Source organism: uncultured Bradyrhizobium sp., assembly GCF_936928535.1.
Classification (GTDB): Bacteria; Pseudomonadota; Alphaproteobacteria; order Rhizobiales; family Xanthobacteraceae; genus Bradyrhizobium.
Map to the genome: position 1 here is coordinate 121,603 of NZ_CAKZHY010000098.1, position 16,881 is coordinate 138,483.

General features: G+C 64.2%; 22 protein-coding genes. 12 read left to right on the forward strand and 10 right to left on the reverse strand.

What is annotated here, in order from left to right:
• Positions 1–68: 68 nt before the first annotated feature.
• The gene (locus tag Q0687_RS20735; RefSeq protein WP_298880569.1) at positions 69–716 is read right to left on the reverse strand and encodes a TetR/AcrR family transcriptional regulator; all 648 of its coding nucleotides are present in this window, start codon (positions 714–716) and stop codon (positions 69–71) included.
• Positions 717–815: 99 nt separating this feature from the next.
• On the opposite strand from Q0687_RS20735, the gene Q0687_RS20740 reads away from it, so the two are divergent.
• From Q0687_RS20740 to Q0687_RS20760, 5 genes are all read left to right on the forward strand, one after another.
• Positions 816–1,820: an ABC transporter substrate-binding protein gene (locus tag Q0687_RS20740; protein ID WP_298880573.1), complete on the forward strand. Its 1,005-nt coding sequence runs from the start codon at positions 816–818 to the stop codon at positions 1,818–1,820.
• A gap of 320 nt (positions 1,821–2,140) precedes the next feature.
• Positions 2,141–2,839 (forward strand): septum site-determining protein MinC, encoded by a 699-nt coding sequence (gene minC / locus Q0687_RS20745; protein WP_298880576.1) that lies wholly within the window; start codon positions 2,141–2,143, stop codon positions 2,837–2,839.
• Positions 2,840–2,858: 19 nt separating this feature from the next.
• Positions 2,859–3,674, forward strand: a complete 816-nt coding sequence (gene minD / locus Q0687_RS20750; protein WP_298880579.1) for a septum site-determining protein MinD — start codon at positions 2,859–2,861, stop codon at positions 3,672–3,674.
• The gene (gene minE / locus Q0687_RS20755) at positions 3,671–3,952 is read left to right on the forward strand and encodes a cell division topological specificity factor MinE (protein ID WP_128952114.1); all 282 of its coding nucleotides are present in this window, start codon (positions 3,671–3,673) and stop codon (positions 3,950–3,952) included. Before minD ends, minE begins: the two co-directional genes overlap by 4 nt.
• 180 nt (positions 3,953–4,132) lie before the next feature.
• Entirely contained in the window at positions 4,133–4,318 is a 186-nt protein-coding gene (locus tag Q0687_RS20760) for a hypothetical protein (protein ID WP_298880584.1), read from the forward strand.
• 6 nt (positions 4,319–4,324) lie between these two features.
• Here Q0687_RS20760 and Q0687_RS20765 read toward each other — a convergent pair whose 3' ends face one another.
• The 5 genes from Q0687_RS20765 to Q0687_RS20785 form a co-directional block, all read right to left on the reverse strand.
• The gene (locus tag Q0687_RS20765; RefSeq protein ID WP_298880586.1) at positions 4,325–6,436 is read right to left on the reverse strand and encodes a PAS domain-containing protein; all 2,112 of its coding nucleotides are present in this window, start codon (positions 6,434–6,436) and stop codon (positions 4,325–4,327) included.
• A 131-nt stretch (positions 6,437–6,567) separates the two neighbouring features.
• Positions 6,568–6,813, reverse strand: a complete 246-nt coding sequence (locus Q0687_RS20770; RefSeq protein WP_298880588.1) for a hypothetical protein — start codon at positions 6,811–6,813, stop codon at positions 6,568–6,570.
• Positions 6,814–6,915: 102 nt separating this feature from the next.
• Entirely contained in the window at positions 6,916–7,308 is a 393-nt protein-coding gene (locus Q0687_RS20775; protein WP_128952110.1) for a hypothetical protein, read from the reverse strand.
• 99 nt (positions 7,309–7,407) lie between these two features.
• Positions 7,408–7,638: a hypothetical protein gene (locus Q0687_RS20780; protein ID WP_298880593.1), complete on the reverse strand. Its 231-nt coding sequence runs from the start codon at positions 7,636–7,638 to the stop codon at positions 7,408–7,410.
• 367 nt (positions 7,639–8,005) lie between these two features.
• Positions 8,006–9,046: a hypothetical protein gene (locus Q0687_RS20785; RefSeq protein WP_298880595.1), complete on the reverse strand. Its 1,041-nt coding sequence runs from the start codon at positions 9,044–9,046 to the stop codon at positions 8,006–8,008.
• A 265-nt stretch (positions 9,047–9,311) separates the two neighbouring features.
• Between Q0687_RS20785 and Q0687_RS20790 the strand changes: the two genes are divergently transcribed.
• Positions 9,312–9,965 (forward strand): L,D-transpeptidase, encoded by a 654-nt coding sequence (locus Q0687_RS20790; protein WP_298880596.1) that lies wholly within the window; start codon positions 9,312–9,314, stop codon positions 9,963–9,965.
• 146 nt (positions 9,966–10,111) lie between these two features.
• Positions 10,112–10,333 (forward strand): hypothetical protein, encoded by a 222-nt coding sequence (locus Q0687_RS20795; protein ID WP_298880599.1) that lies wholly within the window; start codon positions 10,112–10,114, stop codon positions 10,331–10,333.
• On the opposite strand, the gene Q0687_RS20800 is transcribed toward Q0687_RS20795, so the two are convergent.
• Together Q0687_RS20800 and Q0687_RS20805 are read right to left on the reverse strand one after the other, a co-directional pair.
• Entirely contained in the window at positions 10,330–10,761 is a 432-nt protein-coding gene (locus Q0687_RS20800; RefSeq protein ID WP_298880600.1) for a hypothetical protein, read from the reverse strand. The two genes, Q0687_RS20795 and Q0687_RS20800, sit on opposite strands and share 4 nt — an antisense overlap.
• A gap of 120 nt (positions 10,762–10,881) precedes the next feature.
• Positions 10,882–11,346 carry a MarR family transcriptional regulator gene (locus Q0687_RS20805; protein ID WP_298880602.1) on the reverse strand — a complete coding sequence of 155 codons (465 nt, stop codon included), beginning with the start codon at positions 11,344–11,346 and terminating at the stop codon, positions 10,882–10,884.
• A 103-nt stretch (positions 11,347–11,449) separates the two neighbouring features.
• On the opposite strand from Q0687_RS20805, the gene Q0687_RS20810 reads away from it, so the two are divergent.
• The 5 genes from Q0687_RS20810 (at position 11,450) to Q0687_RS20830 (ending at position 15,833) form a co-directional block, all read left to right on the forward strand.
• Positions 11,450–13,372 carry an FAD-binding monooxygenase gene (locus tag Q0687_RS20810; RefSeq protein WP_298880605.1) on the forward strand — a complete coding sequence of 641 codons (1,923 nt, stop codon included), beginning with the start codon at positions 11,450–11,452 and terminating at the stop codon, positions 13,370–13,372.
• Between the two features lie 140 nt (positions 13,373–13,512).
• A complete protein-coding gene (locus Q0687_RS20815; RefSeq protein WP_298880608.1) occupies positions 13,513–14,517 on the forward strand; it encodes an SH3 domain-containing protein in 1,005 nt (334 codons plus the stop codon).
• Positions 14,518–14,737: 220 nt separating this feature from the next.
• Positions 14,738–14,965, forward strand: a complete 228-nt coding sequence (locus Q0687_RS20820; RefSeq protein WP_298880610.1) for a hypothetical protein — start codon at positions 14,738–14,740, stop codon at positions 14,963–14,965.
• A 255-nt stretch (positions 14,966–15,220) separates the two neighbouring features.
• On the forward strand, positions 15,221–15,427 hold the full coding sequence (locus Q0687_RS20825; protein WP_298880613.1) for a hypothetical protein: 207 nt from the start codon (positions 15,221–15,223) through the stop codon (positions 15,425–15,427).
• A 25-nt stretch (positions 15,428–15,452) separates the two neighbouring features.
• The gene (locus Q0687_RS20830) at positions 15,453–15,833 is read left to right on the forward strand and encodes a hypothetical protein (protein WP_298880616.1); all 381 of its coding nucleotides are present in this window, start codon (positions 15,453–15,455) and stop codon (positions 15,831–15,833) included.
• A gap of 8 nt (positions 15,834–15,841) precedes the next feature.
• On the opposite strand, the gene Q0687_RS20835 is transcribed toward Q0687_RS20830, so the two are convergent.
• Positions 15,842–16,411, reverse strand: a complete 570-nt coding sequence (locus Q0687_RS20835) for a TetR/AcrR family transcriptional regulator (protein WP_298880619.1) — start codon at positions 16,409–16,411, stop codon at positions 15,842–15,844.
• Positions 16,411–16,755, reverse strand: a complete 345-nt coding sequence (locus tag Q0687_RS20840) for a multidrug efflux SMR transporter (protein ID WP_298880622.1) — start codon at positions 16,753–16,755, stop codon at positions 16,411–16,413. Before Q0687_RS20840 ends, Q0687_RS20835 begins: the two co-directional genes overlap by 1 nt.
• Positions 16,756–16,881: the final 126 nt, after the last annotated feature.

The following is a 16,881-nucleotide window of genomic DNA, read 5'->3' on the forward strand; positions in this document are numbered from 1 at the left end:
TTGCTTCGGCCTCGCTGCCGCAAGCCGAGCCTAACCGTGCCGGGCGCAAGTTTCAACCAGTTGGTTGATTATGGCCGGAGCGACTGCAGCACCAGATCGGCGACATGCCGGCGGCGGGCGCGGCGGGCGGTGCGGCTCGACAGGTCCTTGCCGAAGATCGCCGACAGCGTCGGCGTGTTGGAGAAGAAGAAATAGGAAAGTCCCGCGATGGAGATGTAGAGCTGGATCGGGTCGATCCCCTTGCGGAACATCCCGGCGCGTACACCCTCATGGAGGATGTGCGAGACGCTCTTCACCAGCGGCGAATGCATCGCCTCCAGCCGCGTCGAACCGCGGACGTGGCGGGCGCCGCCGCGGTTCTCATCGTTCAGGAGCACGATGAAATCAGGGTTTGCGGCCAGATGATCGAACGAGGCCTCGATCAGCCGGCGGATCGCCTTGTCCGGCGGCAGGCCTTCGAGATTGAGCCGGCGCTCCTGTTCGCGGATGTCCTCATAGACCCATTCGAGCACGGCGAGGTAGAGCGCGTCCTTGTCGCCGAAATAGTGATAGACCAGCTGCTTGTTGACGCCGGCGCGCTCGGCGATCTCGTCGACGCGGGCGCCCGCAAAACCGTGCCGGGCGAACTCCTGGCGTGCCGCGGTGAGCAGTTTCTTGCGGGTGGCGGCCGGGTCGCGGCGCTGCGGCACGGTGTCGCCTGAACGTTTTGCGGGCATTTCCAACCAAACAGTTGACAAGTTGCGAACGGGCTTGTTGCATTGGTAGCCTCACATGGGGAGAGCGACAAGCCGGGTCGCGGGAATGAGGAGAGTGCGATGAAGCGTTTGCAGGCTGCGATCGTAACCCTGATGCTCGGATTGCCGGTGTCACCGGCAGTTGCGGGCGAGGCGGTCAATCTGATCCTGAACTGGACGCCGACGGCCGATCATTCGCCGTTCTACTATGCCAAGGCGCAAGGCTGGTACGAGAAAGCAGGCATCGACCTCACCATCGAGGTCGGCAAAGGCTCCGGCGTTTCGGCCGCCAAGGTCGGCTCCGGCGGCTCGCCGTTCGGCGTCGCCGATCTCGCCACCATGCTGGTCGCCAAGAGCAAGGGCGCCGATGACGTCGCGCTGATGAGCATCTACGCGAATACGGGCCAGACCTTCTATTGGCTGAAGAGCTACGGCGTGAACGGTGCGAAGGACTTTGCAGGCCACAAGATCGGCAACCCGCCCGGCGATGCCTCGCGGGTGATGTGGCCGGCGTTCGCGAAGGCGGCTGGCCTCGCGCCCGACTCCGTCAGCTTCGTCAATATCGGGCCGACCGCGAAGATCGCGGCGTTGAAGAGCCACACGGTCGACATCATCAGCGACTTCTACAACGAGCACGATCTGAAGGTGATCGAGTTCGGGCAGGACCTCGGCTACGTCAATTGGAAGGACATCGGCCTCAACCCTTACGGCAACTCGCTGATCGTCAACGGCGCGTACCTGCAGAAGAATCCCAAGCTCGTCGAGGATTTCGTACGCATCTCGCAAAAGGCCTTTGCCGCCTGCGTCGCCGACGTCGCGCCGTGCCTAAAGGCGCTGCTCGACCAGGTCTCCGGCCTCGACAAGGAAAACCAGGAACGCCAGTGGGAGCGCATCAAGTATCTGATGACGGACGAGTTCACCACGAGCAAGGGTCTGGGCTGGATCGACGGCGAGCGGATGAAGAAGGACTACGACCTGGTCCAGACCTATCTCGGCATGGAGAAGCCGTTCGACGTGACGACCGCGTTCACGACCAAGATGCTGGATCCCAGCATCAAGATGGATGCGAGCAAGGTGAAGAAGTAGGGGCTCGCTTTCGCCTCGTCATTGCGAGCGGAGCGCTACTCTTACTCCCGTCACCCTGAGGTGGCCGCTTCTTCAGCGGCCCTCGAAGGGCGACGGCCCGGCTGTTTCCGCGCGGCTGCATCGGGGCCGTTCATCCTTCGAGGCTGCCCATGGGACGCGTTGCGTCCCATGCCTCGCACCTCAGGATGACGGGGCGGCCAATGCCGCAGCTCCAGGGCGCTGCCCCGCCCTACCCACGTAACTCCCCGGAGAATTAACCAGCCGTTAACCATATCGGCCGCATCGTTAACCATTCAATAACAGGGAACGAGTCGGCCGCCATGGAGGCTGCAGCAAAAGTCCAACGCCAAATGGTGCGCCTGCGCGGGCGCTCCTACGTGGCCTTCGTCTTCGTGCCGACGGTTCCGATCCAGGACTGGCTCCAGGAGATCGACACCACCATCGCGCGCTCGCCGGGCTTTTTCGCCGGCCGGCCCGTCGTCATCGATCTGTCCTCGGTCGATCTTAGCCAGTCGGGCATCGGCCATCTGCTCACCAGCCTGCAGGACCGCAACATCCGCGTGCTCGGCATCGAGGGCGTGGAGGAGGCAAGGCTGAGCCCGTCGATGCCGCCGCTGCTCTCGGGCGGGCGCAGCTGCGTGATCGAGCCGACCGCGCCGAAGAAGCCGGAGGCCAAGGCCGAAACCAAGCCGACCTCGCTGCTGCTCGAGAGCCCGGTGCGCTCCGGCCAGACCGTGATCTTCCCCGAAGGCGACGTCACCATTCTGGGCTCGGTCGGCTCCGGCGCGGAGGTCGTCGCCGGCGGCTCCATCCACATCTACGGCGCGCTGCGCGGCCGTGCCATGGCGGGCGTGAACGGACACACGAGCGCGCGGATCTATTGCCAGAAGATCGAGGCCGAACTGCTTGCAATCGATGGATTTTATCAGACTGCCGACGACATCGACAGCGCCTTGCGCGGCCGGCCGGCCCAGGCCTTCCTGCAAGGCAACACCATGCGAATTACCGCGCTGAACTGACCAGAAGGAGATATTTCAAATGGCCAAGGTACTGGTCGTGACATCAGGCAAGGGCGGCGTCGGCAAGACGACCACGACCGCTGCATTGGGGGCTGCGCTGGCGCAACGCGGCGACAAGGTCGTCGTCGTCGATTTCGACGTCGGCTTGCGCAACCTCGACCTCGTGATGGGCGCCGAACGCCGCGTGGTGTTCGACCTCATCAACGTGGTGCAGGGCGTCGCAAAGCTGCCGCAGGCGCTGATCAAGGACAAGCGGCTGGAGAACCTCTGGCTTCTGCCGGCCTCGCAGACCCGCGACAAGGACGCTCTGACCGAGGAGGGGGTCGGCAAGGTCATTTCCGATTTGCGCAGCCGGTTCGACTGGGTGATCTGCGACAGCCCGGCCGGCATCGAGCGCGGCGCCTCCATGGCGATGCGCTTTGCTGACGAGGCCGTGATCGTCACCAACCCGGAAGTGTCATCGGTGCGCGATTCCGACCGCATCATCGGCATGCTCGATTCCAAGACGGTGCGGGCCGAGAAGGGCGAGCGCGTCGAGAAGCACATTCTCATCACCCGCTACGACGCCTCGCGCGCCGCGCGCGGCGAGATGCTGACCATCGACGACATCCTGGAAATCCTCGCAACGCCCTTGCTCGGCATCATTCCCGAGAGCCAGGATGTACTGAAGGCCTCCAATGTCGGCACGCCGGTGACGCTGTCGAACGCCGAAGGCGCGCCGGCGCGGGCCTATATCGACGCGGCACGCAGGCTGTGCGGCGAGACCATCGCCATGCAGGTGCCGACCGAGCGCAAGGGCTTCATGGATCGACTGTTGCGACGGAGGGCTGCATGAGCATGGGTCTGCTCCGGCTTCTCCGCGGCAACAAGGCGTCCGCACCCGTCGCTCGCGAACGGTTGCAGATCCTGTTGGCCCACGAACGCGGAATGCGCGGCCAGCCCGATCTGCTCGGTGTGCTGCGTGAGGAAATTTTGGCTGTCGTCTCCAAGCACGTGATGCTCGATCCGACCAAGGTGATCGTGCGGCTCGAGCGCGGCGACGAGGTCTCGACGTTGGAGGTCGATATCGAGGTGCCCAACGATTTCGAGCGCAAGAAAGTGGCGGTCGGGTAGGGGTGCCCGACCGACGCCGCTCCCGAATTTGGGGTGGGTGAAAAGGCGGTCCGCTGGGCACAGCGGGCCGCCTTTGTCGTTTGCAGACGAGCGGAACGAGATGCGCCATCAGATCGTTGTCAGCGAGCCGCGGAGCGCCGAGCCGGGCGCCGCGGTGTCCTTCATAATTGGAGAGCGCCCATGATGTCCGAGGTCCAGGTTCACACCGTCGCCCGGCAGATGCTGGAACAGCATGGTTTCGAGGCGATCGCGAAGGCTGCCGAACAGGCGCGGGCCTGCGAAGGGCGCGGGGAGGCTGACGAGGCCAAGGAATGGCGTCACATCGCCGATGCCATGAAAATCATGCGCGGCCCGGCGCACAGCTGAGCATCGTCAGCTCTTTTCGGTTCCATCCTTGATCATGTCGAGGGCGCGGCTCGCCAGCGTCTCGACGACGAACGGTTTTGTCAGCACCTGCATGCCGGGTGCAAGCTGTCCATTGCCGATGATGGCGTTCTCCGCATAGCCGGTGATGAACAGAACCTTCAGATCCGGACGCGTGAGACGCGCCGCATCTACGAGCTGGCGGCCGTTCATGCCGCCGGGGAGGCCGACATCGGTGATGAGCAGGTCGATCGTCGCATTCGATTGCAGGGTCCTCAGACCGGTCGGGCCGTCATGGGCCTCGATCACGCTGAAACCGATCTCTTCGAGCGCGTCCGTCAGCAGCATCCGGATCGACGGCTCGTCGTCGACGACCAGAATGGTATGGCTCGTCCGCGGGCGCTCTGCGCCCTTGCTGGCTAACGCAGAGGGTTTGTCGGCATCCTTGCCGTAATGCCGCGGCAGATAGAGGCACATGGTCGTGCCCTGGCCGACCTCGGAATAGATCCGCACCTGCCCGCCGGACTGGCGCACGAAGCCGTAGACCATAGAGAGGCCGAGGCCGGTGCCCTGGCCGATCGGCTTGGTGGTGAAGAACGGATCGAAGGCGCGCTCGATCACGTCGGGGGTCATGCCGATGCCGGTGTCGGTGACGCAGAGCGAGATATATTGTCCGGGCTCGAGATCGCGCTCGCCCGCGCCATGTTCGTCGAGCCAGCGATTGGCGGTCTCGATGGTAATGCGGCCACCGCCCGGCATGGCATCACGGGCATTGATGCACAGGTTCAGCAGTGCGTTCTCGAGCTGCGAGGAATCGATCAGCGTCGACCACAAGCCGCCGGCGGCGACGACCTCCAGCGCGATCTCGGGCCCGACAGTGCGGCGGATCAATTCCTCCATGCCCATCACCAGCCGATTCAAATCGGTTGGCCTCGGATCGAGCGTCTGCCGTCGCGAGAAGGCGAGCAGGCGATGCGTCAGGGCCGCCGCGCGCTTGGCGGCGCCTTGCGCTGCCCCGACGTAGCGATCGATCTCCTTGACGCGGCCCTGGCTGAGCCGTGTCTGCAGCAATTCCAGCGAGCCGATGATACCGGTGAGCAGATTGTTGAAATCATGGGCGATGCCGCCGGTGAGCTGGCCGACCGCCTCCATCTTCTGCGACTGGCGGAGCGCCTCCTCGGCCTGGCGCAGGCGTTCCTGCTCCCTCAGCCGTTCGGTGACGTCGTAGACGAACTGGTAGGCGCCGATCAGCCGGCCGTCGCCGTCGCGCAGCGCATTGAAGCGCATCTCGTAGGATCGGCGGACGCGGCGTTGATCGCCAAATTCGCCGATCTCGACGAATTCCTCGCCTGCCAGGGCTCTGGACCAGACGGCCTGGATCGCATCGCGGTGTTCCGGCTGGTCCTTAAGAAGCTCAAGCATATTGTCACCAACCTTCGGCATGATGCCGTAGATGCGGTGAAATTCCTTGGCCGAAGCGCCATTGATGGCGAGCCAGCGGAAATCGGGATCGACGACCTGCACGAAGGCATTGGTGCCCTCGACGATATCGGCCAACAGCTTGCGTTCGGCGACGGCCGCGACCACGCGAGCTTCCAGCGTTTCGTTCAGGCGCTGCAGCTCTTCTTCGGCCCGCTTGCGCTTGGTGATGTCCTGGAACAGCACGGCAACCTGCTTGCGGTTGGCCGGCTCGACTCGGAAGGCGGCGAGCTCGAGGTGACGGCGGGTCGCCACCAGCTCGCGCTCGAAGCGGATGGGGACACCGGTGCGCAGAACACCGCCGTACAGCTCGACCCAGCCGTCGGCCTCCTCAGGGACCATTTCGCGGACCTTCTGGCCAACCACGTTCGGAATGCCCGCATGCTGGGTGTAGGCGGGGTTGGCTTCCACATGGACGTAGTCGCTGAGCGGGCCGTGCGGGCCGTCGAAGAATTCGATGATGCAGAAGCCTTCATCGATCGAGTTGAATAACGTCCGGTAGCGTTCCTCGCTCTCCGCGAGCGCCGACTCGGCCTTCCGCCGCTCGCTCACGACCGCGATACCCTGCGCCTTGAGGCGCGCGTTTTCCTCCTCAAGCGCCTTCAGCCGGCGTTGCAGGTCCTCAAACTCGATCGAATCCACAAGCGCTCGCGGGGTTGGCGTTTCCAGGGCAGCTCACCGGCCCATCCACGCACTCCAGTGGGCGGAGGCGCCGCGGCGAGCCACCCATCTTAACCCGACTGGAACCGGCGGGTTCCCGCAGGGTCCGGAGCTCAGCGGTCTTGCTCGGCTCCTTGCGGCACCGGTTTGTGCTGGGTCTGCGGCTGCGCCCGCTCGCCGGTCTCCTTGCAGGGAAGCTGCTCCCAGGATCCATCCGCCGCCTGCTGATAGGCGCTGCAGGATGAAGACGCTGCCTTGTCCTCGCCCTTCTGGGCGTCGGCATTCCTCGCCAGCGCTGGCGTTGCCAGCACGGCGCTCACCGCGAGCGCACCGGCGAAGACAAGATGAAGTATCCGCATGGGGTTCTCCGGGTTGAAGACCCCGGCATGCTGGCCAAGAATGTGACGATTGTTGGCCGGAGGATCGGTTCGGTCGCGGCGTGCTTAACGGCGAGGCGATGCCTAGCCGCCCTTGCTGCGGATCAGCCCGGCGAGGCTGGTCTTCTGCTTTTCGCACCAATTGCTCATGCCGAGCCGGCGCTGGTCGAGGTCGGTCATCTGGGTTGCGACCGCGACCTCCGCCATGATGTCGTCGGCCTGCTTCTCGCCCATCTTGCCGCCGGTGTGCATCCAGGCAATCGCCTTGCGCACCTGCTCGGTGGTGCCATCGGGCAGCTGCATCTGCTGGGCCTTTTGCACCAGATCCTGATAGACGACGTCGGTCCCGGGACACTCGACCTTGGCGGCGAAGGCCTGCAGGACCATCGTCACATAATTCGAGCGTGTATGGTCGTCAGCTGCCTGGGCTGGAGCTGCGATAAGCAACAGGCCTGCCATCAGCAAAGGGGCGCGCATCCTTGGGTCCTCCTCGTTTTCAGAGGAGGCTAGCGTCCTGTGCACCGTTCCGCAACGGTGGCGAGGCGGGATTGTTGCCTGCTCGTGCGGTGCAGGCGCTTAGCGCCGCCAGGCCGGCACGGGATCGAGCGGGGTGCGATAGACCTCATTGTGATCGCGATCGGTGACGCGCACCGAGCAACCCTTCCGCTGCAGCTCAGGCTTCACCTGCGACAGTTCGCTTGCGAGTTGAACGGCACGATCAGAGGCGACCTCGATGTCTTCGAGGATGATTTCGCCCTGGTTCTTGAACTCTTCACCGTCAACGAGATCGAAGGAGTAATACGGCATCCGAATTCCCCGGTGTGACGACCCAAATCTTCACAAGAAGGCTTCAACGGAAGTCTTCGAAACATGCGAGATGGTAGCACTGAGTCGATCTCTAACCGATGAACGGAGCGCGCAATCTCTGTGCGTATGGCGCAGAAATGATGTGCAACGTTCGAGCGCTTTAAGATTTTATTAAATATGTCAGCCTGATCATAAGGCATGGAATTGCAGCAGAACCGGGCTCCGGGAACCGGCAGCTGCAAGAGAAGGCCGGCGGCATAGATCCCGACGGCCTTTTCTCTTTGGGTCGAGCCGTGCATCCCCGTAGTCACACGGACTCACATCGTCACATCGAACAGGACAGCTTGTGTCGTCGATTGATGCGGCTCTAGCGCAGCGGCATCGGCGGACGCACGACAGGTCCGTCATCATCGGCAACAGCTTGCGTCGTCGTAACAGGCGGTGCCACCGGTGGCGGCGGAATCGCGGCTGCCTGTGACGGCGGCGGCGGAGGTGCGAGCGGCGCCGGCGAATAAGCCGGCGCGTAGGTGTGCGACACCATGGGCTTCGGTTTGCGAACAGGCGGCGCCGGAGCGCGCGGCGGCAACGCCGACACGCGCGCGGGCGGGCTGACCGGTGGCTTCGCCTCGGCGATCGGCTTAGGCGCTTGTGGCTTCGCCATCTCGCGCACCATCTGCTCCTGACCTGCCTTCAACTCGGCGATGTTGGCCTTCAGCTGCTCGATCTGCTGCGCCATCGCGGCGATGTCGCGCGTCATCGATTCCACCGAAGATGCGGCATCGGTTTGTGTTGCTGCGGGTGTGGCAGCAGCCGTGGCAACTGGCGCGGCGGGTGGTGTCGCGGCTTGATCGGCGGATTGATCCTGCACTGCTGACGCGGTCTGATCCTGCGCGGCTGATGGTGCCGCCTGTGCGGCTGCGACCGGTGCAGTCTGCGACGTCGAAGGCAGCAGCGAGGCCAGGGCCGGTGTCCATTCGGCGAGCATCTGCCTTGCGGTGTCGCCGTGCTTCTCCCAGGCGATGGTCGCGGCGGCGCTGCCGCCCGCAAACAGGAACGTCACGAACGCGCCGCGCAGCCATTTTCCGGCCGTCGATCGCTTTGGTCTGATGTGATCATCGGGGGCCGTGACGCGGACCGCGGTGTCGACCGAAGGCGCAGGTTGGGGCGCGGCTGCCTGCGGCACCGATACCGGGCCGAACTTCGGCTCGATCGTCAGTTTCTGCTCTGGCGCAAATTTTGGCTCGGGGCGAGCCGTGAATTCCGGTGCGAGCGTAGGCGCCTCGCTGCTCGCGCGCGACGCCCTGATCATGTCAGGCGAAATCTGTACCGCATCATGCGGATCGTTGTCCTTGACCGTGTCCTTCACGATCTCATCGACGATCTGGCGGCTGTTCAACGTCGCGAGCATCGCAGCTCCTTTGACCCCTTGGTCGTCCGCATTGGCGCGGAGCCGATCTGTTGCGTGAGCCCATCCCGAGCCTGTACCCCACGAGTCCAGCCGGGTTTGACCAAAGCAAGGCGAGGCGATGGAGACATCGCGACTTCTGCCGCATGTGGTGATGGAACCGGACTTTCCGAACACGGGCAAGTGTTCCGCATGCCTTGTTTTAAGCACGATTTGGGCAGCATCTACCAATGCTGGGGGTGCTGCTATCCGCTATCGGGGGCCGGCGGTGCCAAGATCTCTCCTCGTTTTGTTCGTGGCTGCGCTGCTGCCGCTCGGCGGCTGCATGCAGACGACGCTCTCGCCATCGACGGATGCGAGCATGACCGCGCGCGACCGTCAGTTGCTTGCGCACACACCTTACGCCCAGGCAAACGTGCCCGAGCAATATCTCCGTCACATCGTCGACTATCCGCGCAAGGAACTGCCGGGCACCATCCTGGTCGATACGGACGCGCGCTACCTCTACTACGTGCTGCCCGACGGCAAGGCGATCCGATACGGCGTCGCGGTCGGCGAGGAGGCGATGGCCTTCTCGGGCGTGGCGCGCGTTGGCAAGCTGGCGGAATGGCCGGACTGGGTGCCGACGCCTGAGATCCAGGCGCGATTGGGGCCCTATCCGGCGCGCGTGCCCGGCGGTCCCGCCAATCCGCTGGGGGCACGTGGCATCTACCTCTATGTCGGCAACAAGGACACGCTCTACCGCATCCACGGCACCAACCAACCGGAATATATCGGGCAGGCGATCTCGTCGGGCTGTATCCGGATGCGCAACGAGGACGTGATCGATCTGTTCGACCGGGTGAAGCTCGACGCAACCGTCGTGGTCCTGCCGCCGGGACAAAGCGCGCAGATCGAGTCGGGGCTGAGCTGGCGCGGATGAGGCAACCGATCTGACCTGTCACGCCAGTTGCATCACCGAAGCTTGATGACGGCAGCGGCGATGTGCCCGCCGCAAGGTGAATTGGTTCACAAGCACCTCGTGCGGGTTGCGCTATGCCTCCATGGCTCGTTGCCATTGGAGGCATCATGCAAAATTTCATTGAACAGTTTGATGAGAACGATCGGCGCATCGTGCGCAAGTGGCGTTTGGCTACGCTCGGTTTCTACGGATCGATCCTGGTCGGACTGGTCGTCTACGCGGTGGTGCACTGGAATCCGGAGGTGAATTACGCCTCGGCCGATTCCGCGGCCCACGCCAAGCTCACGGGTTCGCCGAGCGGAGCAGAGCGGCTGCCATTCGCGCCTTAATTGTCAGGCCGCGCGATGCGCCATTGCAGTGTCGTGGCGTTGCCGTTGGCATCGCCCGGCGCCTTGTCGGCCGGCGACGTGTAGAGCGGGCGATAGCGGTACGCCCACATCTTGCTGCCGTCCTCACGGTTGATCACGGTGAAATCGCCGATGGCCTTGGCTTCGGCGGCTGCGGCGAGCGGCACCCAGGTTTCGGTGCACTTGCCGTTGCAGTTCGACGTTTTGCCGGTGGTGTCGCGCTCGTATGTGTAGAGGGTCATCCCCTTGAGATCGACGAGCTTGGGGCCCTGCTTGGTCAGGACCACCTTCGCGGGGGCGGCGGTCGCCTCGGGCTTGGGCGGAGGAGGGGCTTCGCCGCCGTGCCCGTTCGCGAGCGCATGGCCGGCGGACAGCGCGATGACTGTGGTCGCAATGACGAACCTGAACATCCGAAACTCCAAACCGGCAAAGTTAATCGCGCGTTAAATATCGAGATGCCAGCGAGGTTAGCAGCCGAAGGTTAGTTCCTGGTTTCGCAGGTCTGCGACATCTACGTATCCGCGAACCGTTCATGCCTTGATATCGCGCAACGGGGCGCGGCTGAGTTCGTTGCCGGCGGCGATGGCCTTGCGCAGCAGCCGCATCAGCTCCTCGCCTTCCTTCGCGCTGAGGCCGCGGAGCATGATCGCCTGGGCGGATTCAACCGCTGGCGTGATCTTGCGCAGCGTGCGCCGGCCTTCGTCGGTGATCTCGAGCTCGCGGGCGCGGCGGTCGCGAGGGCTGGCGCGGCGCTCGACAAGGCCCTTCTGCACGAGCCGATCGACCACGCCGGTGATGGTGGTGCGGTCATAGGCGATCAAGCCGGCGAGCGTGATCTGGTCGAGCCCCGGATTGGCCTTGATGGTCGCGAGAGCCGCATATTGCACCGGCGTGAGGTCGAAGCCGGCTTCGCCGACCTCGGCCAAGAAGACCGCCACCGCGATCTGTTGGAATCGCCGCGCCAGATGGCCGGGCATATCGTTGTTGTCTTTCATCGAGATCTCCTCGAGGCGGGGGCGGCGGGCGCCTCATTGACAAGTATACTGATAGTCAGTATACTGATTAATATTGAAGGGAACGTCAACGGGAGAGGTGCTCATGCAATTCCATCTCAATGGATTCCAGCCGGGCGACCCTGAAATCGCCGATCCCGCCGAGCGTGTGCAAGCCGCAGGGGCGACGGGCGCCGTGCCTGGCGAGGTCGATGTCCTCATCGTCGGATGTGGCCCTGCGGGCCTGACACTCGCGGCACAGCTCGCGCAATTCCCCGACATCAAGACCTGCATCGTCGAGCAGAAGTCGGGCCGGCTCGCAGTCGGCCAGGCCGACGGCATCGCCTGCCGCACCATGGAGATGTTCCACGCCTTTGGCTTCAGCGAGCGCGTGCTCAAGGAAGCCTATTGGGTCAACGAGACGACGTTCTGGAAGCCGAACGAGCGGGCACCAGAGAATATCCTCCGCAGCGGACGTGTACAGGACGTCGAGGACGGGCTGTCGGAATTCCCGCACGTCATCCTCAACCAGGCGCGCATTCATGACGGCTTTCTCGACGTCATGCGCAAATCGCCGGCCAAGCTCGAACCCTATTACGGCAGGCGCCTGCTCGACCTCGAGGTCGATCCGGCCGCAGGTCCGGCCGATCATGCGGTGACCGTGCGCCTCGAGCGCCTCGATGGCGCTGATGAGGGCAAGGTCGAGACCATCAAGGCGCGCTACGTGGTCGGCTGCGACGGCGCGCGCAGTACGGTCCGCAAATCGATTGGCCGCGAGCTGCATGGTGATTCCGCCAACCACGCCTGGGGCGTGATGGACGTGCTGGCGGTAACCGATTTCCCCGATATCCGCTTCAAGTCCCTGATTCAGTCGGCGAAGGACGGCAGCCTTCTCATCATTCCGCGCGAGGGCGGCTACATGGTTCGCCTCTATGTCGAACTGGCAAAACTCGATGTCGGCGAGCGCGTCGCGAGCCGCAACATCACGGCTGAGGACGTGATTGCGAAGGCGCAGCGAATCCTGAAGCCGCATACGCTCGAGGTGAAGGAGATCGCCTGGTGGTCGGTCTACGAGATCGGCCAGCGCCTGACCGACAAGTTCGACGACGTGCCGGACGCCCAGGTCGCGACGCGGCAGCCGCGCATCTTCATTGCCGGCGATGCCTGCCACACCCATAGCCCGAAGGCCGGGCAGGGCATGAACGTTTCGATGCAGGACGCCTTCAATCTCGGCTGGAAGCTTGCTGCGGTGCTGCGGAACCAGAGCGCACCAACTCTGCTGCATTCCTATTCGGCCGAGCGGCAAGCGGTGGCGAAGGAGCTGATCGATTTTGATCGTGAATGGTCCGGGATCTTGGCCTCGGCGGCCAAGGCCGGCGGCGCCGATGCGGCGAAGACGCAGGATTATTTCGTCAGGCACGGCCGTTACACCGCGGGCACGGCGACGCATTATGCGCCGTCGATCCTTACCGGCGCGGCCTCGCATCAGCATCTCGCGAAAGGCTTCGTTATCGGCAAGCGCTTCCACTCGGCGCCAGTGATACGGCTCGGAGATGCGAAGCCCGTTCATCTCGGCCACGCGGCGCAGGCCGATGGCCGCTTTCGAATCTACGCGTTCTCGGGCGCGGAAGATCCTGGGGCGGCCGACTCCGCCATTCGCAGGCTGTGCAATTTTCTTGCTGAAGCCAGGCAATCGCCGCTGGAGCGATATACGCCCGCCGGTTCCGACATCGATGCCGTGATCGATCTCCGGGTGGTGTTTCAACAGGACCATCGCGAGCTTGCGATCCAGGCGATGCCCGCGCTGTTGCTGCCACGCAAGGGGCGCTACGGTTTGCTCGACTACGAAAAGATGTTCTGTCCCGACCCGAGGAGCGGCCAGGATATTTTCGCGATGCGCGGCATCGACCGGGAGGCCGGCTGCATGATCGTGGTGCGCCCGGATCAGTACGTTTCGCAGGTGCTGCCGCTCGATGATTTTGCTGCGCTTGCAGCATATTTCGACGGCTTCATGTTGCAGAAGACCTGACGCATGCCCCGCCGATGAATGGCGGATGAATATCGAACTCGGTGCAAGCCGCGCATCTCACTCTTTTGGCTGATGCGACGCTCGCGGGCGGAACGCTTTATTCCGCTCGCGCGTTCCGCCTCCCAAAGGAGGATTTCGCCATGAGACTGAGAACCGCTTTAGTTGCCGCATTGCTGCTTGCGCCGACCGCCGCATTGGCCGCGCCTGGCATCGTCACCGTGTCGACCGGTCTGCGCGCCGGTCCGGGTCCGGGCTTTCCGCTGGTTGACCGCGTCCCCGAAGGCGCCCGCGTCAACATCCATGGTTGCCTGCGCGGCAATGCGTGGTGTGACGTGAGCCTCGCGGACGACCGTGGCTGGGTGTCGTCGCAATATCTCGAATATCTCTACCGCAATCACTACGTCTATCTGCCCGACTATGTCGACGAGGTCGACGTGCCGGTCGTTCCCTTCGTGCTGAGCTCGTACTGGTCGAGCTATTACGAGGGACGTCCCTGGTATCGCCGCCACGCTTATTGGAATAATTACTGGACCTCGCACGAGCGCCTTGCGACGCGGATGACGATTGATCCGCGTGCCGCTCGCATCGGCCGCGCGGCGACGCACGACTCCGCGGTCGCGCTGGAACGCGAAGGCGTCCATGGCAAGGGCAATGTCCACGGCGCCGCGATGTCCGGGCGGGATGCTGCAACGGCACGGCGTGACGCTGCGATCGTGCGGCGCGATGCTGCCATCACCAAGCCTGGCGCTGCGGTGACGGCCGACCGGGCCGGCGCGGCGCGAAGCGAGCGCATGGCCCATGAGCGGACTGCCGTGCAAGGGCGCAATCCCCGTGATGCGCAGGCGCGCATGATGCACGAGCCGGCAGCGGCCCGGGCTGCGGCGGCACGCCCGCAGCCGATGGCGCGTGGACATGAAGCGCCGCGCGTGTCGGCTGCGCCTGCGGCCCGACCGGCAATGCCGCATATGGCTCAGCCCAATGTCAGCCACGGTGCGCCCATGAATGCCCACGCGCAGATGCCGGCGCCGCGTCCGGCTGCACCCGCGCCGGCAGCGGCCATGCCGCATCCGGGCGGTGGTGGCGCTCCGCACGTCAACGCCGCTCCGCATGGTGGTGGGCCCGCCGGCGGTCACGAGAAGCACTAGCATTCGCCTACGAAAGCCCGGCGCTCGCGCCGGGCTTTTTGTTTGGTTGGCGTGAGTTCCGTGCGCGTACAATTTAAAACGGTTCTTCGCGGGCAGATTTCATCGATCGTAAGATGTGTACTCAAAGATGTAAGCATCCACTCGGGGCAGCGGGGCACGGGAGGATGATATGAGACAGAGTCAGGCGGAGTCGCGCCGCCAAAGTGTCGCGAAGCGGTCGATGACGAGAGAGGCCAAGCAACTGGCCGGACTGATTGCCGGCTTGCGCAAATCCCTTGATGGCATCCACAAGGAGCGGGCGAGCGCAAAACTCTCCGGCGCCGAGATGGGCATGCTCGACGAGCGTCGCAACAATCTGTTGCTCACCATTGCGGCCCTGGATGACCGTCTGTCGGCCGTGCAGGGTCTGATAGATCTGGGCCGGCCACATGTGATCCGCGTCCACTGAGCGGATCGGGCACCATCGGTTCTGTCGCGGCGGCGATAGGCCGGAGCCCTGCTGGCAGCTTTAGGCACCTGCGCATCCGCAGGCGGGCCCTCGAACCAGCCCCCGGCAAGCAGAATCACATTCAAGATGCAGCACGTGACGAGGCGCCATCGTTCCGAAGGAGCCGGTGCCTGCTCACAATGCTGCCGCGGACGGCACCAAATTGCCACGCTCCCGGCGAATTGCCGCCAAAGGCCGCTGCCACGACGACATCGGGTGCAGGGCAACGCAAAGGGATGCGCATTGGCCTATAAAATGATCGCAGAACGCGACAATGAGAAGTACAGTTTTGCCCGCGAGAGCCGATTGCTCATCGTGGCGAAGGCGAAGGTGTGGGCAAGCGAAGGGTGGCGGGTTGTCATCACCGATCAGGACGGCAAGGCCTACGCGCCGCCGGAGTTCGATCAGTTGCTGGCGGCTTGACCGCAGGACGGGCCGGGGAACGACATTGAGATCGCTCATTCGACCGGGGCGCGAGGTCATCGCGCCTCTGCTGGTTTTCGGCACCATTGCTGCGGCCGCCGCGGTGCTGACGACGCCTTTTGTCTCCGCGCAAAATCTCGACGCCGGCAAATCGCCCGAAAAGCTGTTCGCCGACGACTGCGCGACTTGCCATCGCAGCCCGCGCGGTCTTGCCAAGGGGCGCTACACCCTGACGCTGTCCTGGTTCCTCCAGGATCATTATTCGGCCGGCTCGGATACTGCGAAGGCGCTCGCGGCCTATCTCGTATCCGTTGACACGCCGCCTGCGGGCCCGGCGCCGAAGCCCGGACCCAAACAAGCGAAATCCAAACCGCGTCCGCCCAAGCCTGCTGTGCAGGGCCAATAGCAGCCTGATTACTGGCGCCGATAGGTCTGTGCGAGCAGGCGGTCGTGCACGGCGCGCAGATCGGCGTTCATGCGGGTCTGTCCCGTCGTGACGAAGGACAGCCAGGCGCCATCGGCGGCCAGACGGACGATCTGGAGCTCCGGCGCCGCGTCCGTGGCGCGATGCCGCTTCAGGCGCGCCTTCATCCAGTCGTTCCAGAGCCGGCGCAAGGACGGATCTGTGACGGCCACCATGCTCAATGTTGCCCAGGGCGTCGTGAAGCCGAACGCCTTTCCGGTGAATACGGCATTCACATAGGCGCGCGTAAAACTGCCGCGCGGTTTGGGGTCCGCTTGAACAGCGGCGTCGATCTCGGCGTCGACACGAACGAGCAGATCGGCGAACAGGCCCTCGATCAGCGCCTGCTTGCTTCCAAAATGGTGAAACAAACCGCCCTTGGTGACGCCGGCGGCCGCCGCCACCGCCTGGATCGTGATGCCAGAGACACCGTGGTCCATCGCGATCGTTGCCGCGCAGTTGAGCAGGGCGCGCCGCACCTGCTCGGGCTGCTTGGCGCGGGTATAGGCGCTCGCCGGCATCAATGCGCCGTCGTCTGCGAGAACAGGTTGATGACCACGACGCCCGAGACGATCAGGCCGATGCCGACGAAGGCCGCGGCGTCCAGCATCTGGCGGAACAGCACGAAGGAGACGGTGGCGGTCAGGATGATGCCGACCCCGCCCCAGATCGCATAGGCGACGCTCAAAGGGATCACCCGGATCGCGACCGACAGCGCGTAGAACGACGCGACATAGAACAGCACCATCGCCAGCGTCGGCCAGGGTCGCGTGAACTGCGCGGACCGCTGCAAAAAGGCGGACGCCGTCACTTCGAACACGATGGCGAGGGCAAGCGCTGCATAGGAGGTGAAGGCGGACGTCATGGCGATCTCGAGGGTGCGCGAGAAAGATACCGCGCGGTAGGTATGTTTAGCACACGCGACATGGCTTTTGTCGGGAGCAGGTATCACGTGTGAGTGACGAGCCTGCGACAAGGCGAAACGTGAGGA

Coding starts and splice junctions, on each gene's coding strand:
- Q0687_RS20735 (WP_298880569.1), bottom strand. CDS start 716: ATGCCCGCAAAACGTTCAGGCGACACCGTGCCGCAGCGCCGCGACCCG.
- Q0687_RS20740 (WP_298880573.1), top strand. CDS start 816: ATGAAGCGTTTGCAGGCTGCGATCGTAACCCTGATGCTCGGATTGCCG.
- minC (WP_298880576.1), top strand. CDS start 2,141: ATGGAGGCTGCAGCAAAAGTCCAACGCCAAATGGTGCGCCTGCGCGGG.
- minD (WP_298880579.1), top strand. CDS start 2,859: ATGGCCAAGGTACTGGTCGTGACATCAGGCAAGGGCGGCGTCGGCAAG.
- minE (WP_128952114.1), top strand. CDS start 3,671: ATGAGCATGGGTCTGCTCCGGCTTCTCCGCGGCAACAAGGCGTCCGCA.
- Q0687_RS20760 (WP_298880584.1), top strand. CDS start 4,133: ATGATGTCCGAGGTCCAGGTTCACACCGTCGCCCGGCAGATGCTGGAA.
- Q0687_RS20770 (WP_298880588.1), bottom strand. CDS start 6,813: ATGCGGATACTTCATCTTGTCTTCGCCGGTGCGCTCGCGGTGAGCGCC.
- Q0687_RS20775 (WP_128952110.1), bottom strand. CDS start 7,308: ATGCGCGCCCCTTTGCTGATGGCAGGCCTGTTGCTTATCGCAGCTCCA.
- Q0687_RS20780 (WP_298880593.1), bottom strand. CDS start 7,638: ATGCCGTATTACTCCTTCGATCTCGTTGACGGTGAAGAGTTCAAGAAC.
- Q0687_RS20785 (WP_298880595.1), bottom strand. CDS start 9,046: ATGCTCGCGACGTTGAACAGCCGCCAGATCGTCGATGAGATCGTGAAG.
- Q0687_RS20795 (WP_298880599.1), top strand. CDS start 10,112: ATGCAAAATTTCATTGAACAGTTTGATGAGAACGATCGGCGCATCGTG.
- Q0687_RS20800 (WP_298880600.1), bottom strand. CDS start 10,761: ATGTTCAGGTTCGTCATTGCGACCACAGTCATCGCGCTGTCCGCCGGC.
- Q0687_RS20805 (WP_298880602.1), bottom strand. CDS start 11,346: ATGAAAGACAACAACGATATGCCCGGCCATCTGGCGCGGCGATTCCAA.
- Q0687_RS20810 (WP_298880605.1), top strand. CDS start 11,450: ATGCAATTCCATCTCAATGGATTCCAGCCGGGCGACCCTGAAATCGCC.
- Q0687_RS20815 (WP_298880608.1), top strand. CDS start 13,513: ATGAGACTGAGAACCGCTTTAGTTGCCGCATTGCTGCTTGCGCCGACC.
- Q0687_RS20820 (WP_298880610.1), top strand. CDS start 14,738: ATGACGAGAGAGGCCAAGCAACTGGCCGGACTGATTGCCGGCTTGCGC.
- Q0687_RS20835 (WP_298880619.1), bottom strand. CDS start 16,411: ATGCCGGCGAGCGCCTATACCCGCGCCAAGCAGCCCGAGCAGGTGCGG.
- Q0687_RS20840 (WP_298880622.1), bottom strand. CDS start 16,755: ATGACGTCCGCCTTCACCTCCTATGCAGCGCTTGCCCTCGCCATCGTG.